At 53.2% G+C, this 3403-nt stretch carries 2 protein-coding genes; one reads left to right on the plus strand and one right to left on the minus strand.

Features of this window, described 5'->3' with window-relative positions; all coding sequences use genetic code 11:
• Positions 1–300 precede the first annotated feature (300 nt).
• Entirely contained in the window at positions 301–630 is a 330-nt protein-coding gene (locus HQL63_16075; GenBank protein MBF0178340.1) for a divalent-cation tolerance protein CutA, read from the minus strand.
• 448 nt (positions 631–1078) lie between these two features.
• On the opposite strand from HQL63_16075, the gene HQL63_16080 reads away from it, so the two are divergent.
• The gene (locus HQL63_16080; GenBank protein ID MBF0178341.1) at positions 1079–3220 is read left to right on the plus strand and encodes a diguanylate cyclase; all 2142 of its coding nucleotides are present in this window, start codon (positions 1079–1081) and stop codon (positions 3218–3220) included.
• Positions 3221–3403 lie beyond the last annotated feature (183 nt).

Below are 3403 nucleotides of genomic sequence, written 5' to 3' on the forward strand. Positions count from 1 at the left end.
GCCATGGTCCGCCTTCTGGCGCGTCTTTTTGCGCCAGAAGGCGGACGTATTGCAGATTTTTAAAGAAGTAACTATTCAGCACCCTTTCAAGAAAAGCTTGAATATGAAAGCCTTTGTCAGGGCTTCGCCCCGAACCCCACCAGGACTCTGTCTAAGGCCCTGCCAGGGAGCCAGCCCCCTGGACTCCGATTCGTTATTCTTTCAAGAAATGCCTGGACATGAAAGCCCTTGTCAGGGCTTCGCCCCAACCCCGCCAGAAAGGGCGCACCCCTTCCTGGGCCATCCCACGCCTTGGCCACATCAACCGGCATCCTCTCCCCCCGTTGCCAGAGTCAACCACGACAAATACTCCGGCAAGCCGGCACTCACCGGAACCGCCAAAATCTCCGGCACATGATAGGGATGAAGCTCCCGCAACCTCTCCTGCAAACGCAGATAAAGCTGTTGCCGCGACTTGATCATAAGCAGGCTCTCCGCACTCTTCTCCACCTTCCCCTCCCAGGTATAGATCGACTCGCCAACCGGAAAGAGATGAACACAGGCCGCCAACCCCTCCTTGACAAGGGTTGTAGCCAAAACACGCGCCTGTGGCACATCAGGAACCGTACACCAAACGATCACGGCAGTCATCTTCCCCTCCACCACTTGAAAATAGATCAATCGTTTGCAGGGACGCCCAACTGCTGCCAGCACCCTTCAAACACCCTCCTTTGACTCCACAACTGTCATAAAAATTTGACGACTAAAAATTATTTTATTTAAAAATCAATCTATAACAAATAAATATCAAACCTGTCGCCGGAGACTTCTTTGATTTGTAAAAATTTTTATACACTTCTTCATATCTTTCCATGAATCATAAAATAAAATCGCACCATATTTTTTACAACATATTCAATTTATTAAACGTTTAATCACAGGCCCAAAAATTGCTTCAGATCTTGCGGGCAACAAATCGCTGACAGGCCGAATGGATTATATTGATCACTTCTGATTCGCCAATCAGCTCGGATTGTCCGGGAAGCGGGGAATAAAAATCCTCCAAAAAAAACAAAATGATAAACTGAAGGAGGCTCCCATGAACGGACCTGGAGTCAAATCGGGCAAGGGCCCTGTTGCATCTCTACTGATTCGCAGCCCGGAAGATCTTCAATACGACCTCTCCGGTCTGGAGAAGCTGTTTTCCCAAGAGGATGCCTGGGCCGGCCTGGCAACCGCCATGCCTCCTCTTACCCATGCCTTGCCAGGCCTGCAAAAGGATCTGGAAGAGACTCTTTCGCTGCGTTATCCGGACAAGTTTGACCCCACATCTTCGACCAGATTTGGCGACCGTCTACAAGGTATGGAACTGGATGAAATTCGATGCTCCCTCCTGGAGACTATTTTGTTTCGCTATTGGATCCGTGGGACAGCGACCAGCAAAGGGTTTCACCCGCGGCTGTTTTGGCGGCATACCCTGGCAGTTGCCTGCATCAGTCGGAATTTGGCGCAGCAAGATGGCCATGTGGATCCGGAAAGGGCGTTTCTGGTCGGTCTTTGTCATGACCTTGGGCGCGTGGTTCTGGAGAAATTTGGCTGGCGCGGCTACAGCGATTTTTTGCAGTTGGCCCCACAAAGCGGTGCCTGTCTGCACAGCCTGGAGCAAGAATTAATCGGTTTGGGACACCAGGCGTTGGGGGCCTGGTGGTTGGAACTGTTCGATCTGCCTGGTTGGCTGCTCGATGGGGTGCGTTATCACCACGATATCGGTGGAAACTCTCCCCTCCTTGGGGATGAACACAAGGTTGATCCCTTGGTCGCACGTCTGGCTGAAACAGTTCAACTGGCGGATTTTATAGCCTGGACGCAAGGTTTGGGTTCCATCCCCGCTCCCCGACAGCCATTTCTGGCTGCTAAGATGGCTTACTCCCTGGACCTGGAGCAGCCGGACTGGTCTGGCATTATGGCGCACCTGGATCTTTTTTTGGCCGTGTCAGCCGATCACTACGGCTACGATGTGCCAACCGACATGCAGTTCCGTAAACATCTCCTGGGTGCGACCATTCGTTTGGGACAGATGGTCCACAACAGGCAACTCAGCGAGGGTACTGAATGTTTCTCATGCGCTGAGAGTTCGGAAGCCTTGCTTGCTCCCCACCAAAGTCTGGATGAAAACCTGGTTATCCCCAACACCCTCCAGGCCATTCGCAAGGAGTACAAGTTCAATACGCTGTGCATGTTTCATGTGGAACATGGCGATCGTTGCCTGGTACCTGGCTCACAAATTCCGGCCTTTCAGGGTAATCGGGATTTTCACCGCCTGCGCCTCTCCTTGACCGGTGTCGAGAGCGGCTTTCGAGACTGTTTACGGGATCGTCGGCCCCGCATCATTCGCGCTCGAACCCCCATGGAGAAAGAGGTTCTCCACAGCATGGGTGTCGAAGAGATCGGCGTGGTGGCAGTGTTCGGTAAAACGAGGGTCCACGGCTTGATTTGGCTTGACTATGGTCCGACCAAAAAAAAGCTGGTTGAATCCGACCTGATCGGTGTCTCAGTCGTCGCCAGGGAGTTGGGAGTAGCCCTGGAGCATATACACCTCTACCAGGACGCACAAAAACAAGCCGAATGCGATTCTTTGACCGGCTTGCTCAACCGCACACGCATCGAAGCGAATCTGCGCGTCGCCATGAATGTGTCCCAAAAAGCCAACAAGGAACTCTCTCTGCTCATGGTCAATTTGGATCACTTCAAGCGGGTCAACGACCAGCTGGGCCATCAAAAGGGTGACAATGTCCTGAAACTGTTTGGAGAGATCATAAAAAGATCCCTTCGGGAAGGGGGCAGCATAGGCCGCTGCGAAGGGGACAGGTTCATGGTCGTTCTCCCCAACGCCGGCTTCATTGCTGCCGTCCAATGCGGGGAACGCCTGCGTAAAACCGTTGAAAAGGTCGGTCAGCAGCTGGCACCACGGCTGAACAGCCTCCGAATAACCGTCAGCATTGGCGTCACCTCCCTTCAAGGTGGTGCGGAAACTTTTGACGATCTGATGGTTCAGGCAGATCGGGCGTTGCAGATGGCCAAGGAAGGGGGACGCAACACGGTTGTGGGACATGCGCCCCGCTATCTTGCACAGGGGAGCCGTCGATCCAATGCGGCTGCCAAAGGATTCCCGACCTGCGATTCCAAATCCCACCCCTCTACACAACACCAGGGGGAGGAGCTGCGCCCCTCCTCCTGGTAATGTTTGGGGCGAAGCCCCAAAAAAAACGTTTAAAAAACTGGGATGGGGGTCCAGGGGGAAGGGCTGCGCCCTTCCCCCTGGTGGGGTTTGGGGCGAAGCCCCAAAAGACACCTTATTCCAATCTTTCTCCTGTCTGACGTGTACGGCAAATGGCTACAATAGGCAGCAACCCCAAAAGGGCAA

This window comes from Magnetococcales bacterium (assembly GCA_015231175.1).
Taxonomy (GTDB): domain Bacteria; phylum Pseudomonadota; class Magnetococcia; order Magnetococcales; family DC0425bin3; genus HA3dbin3.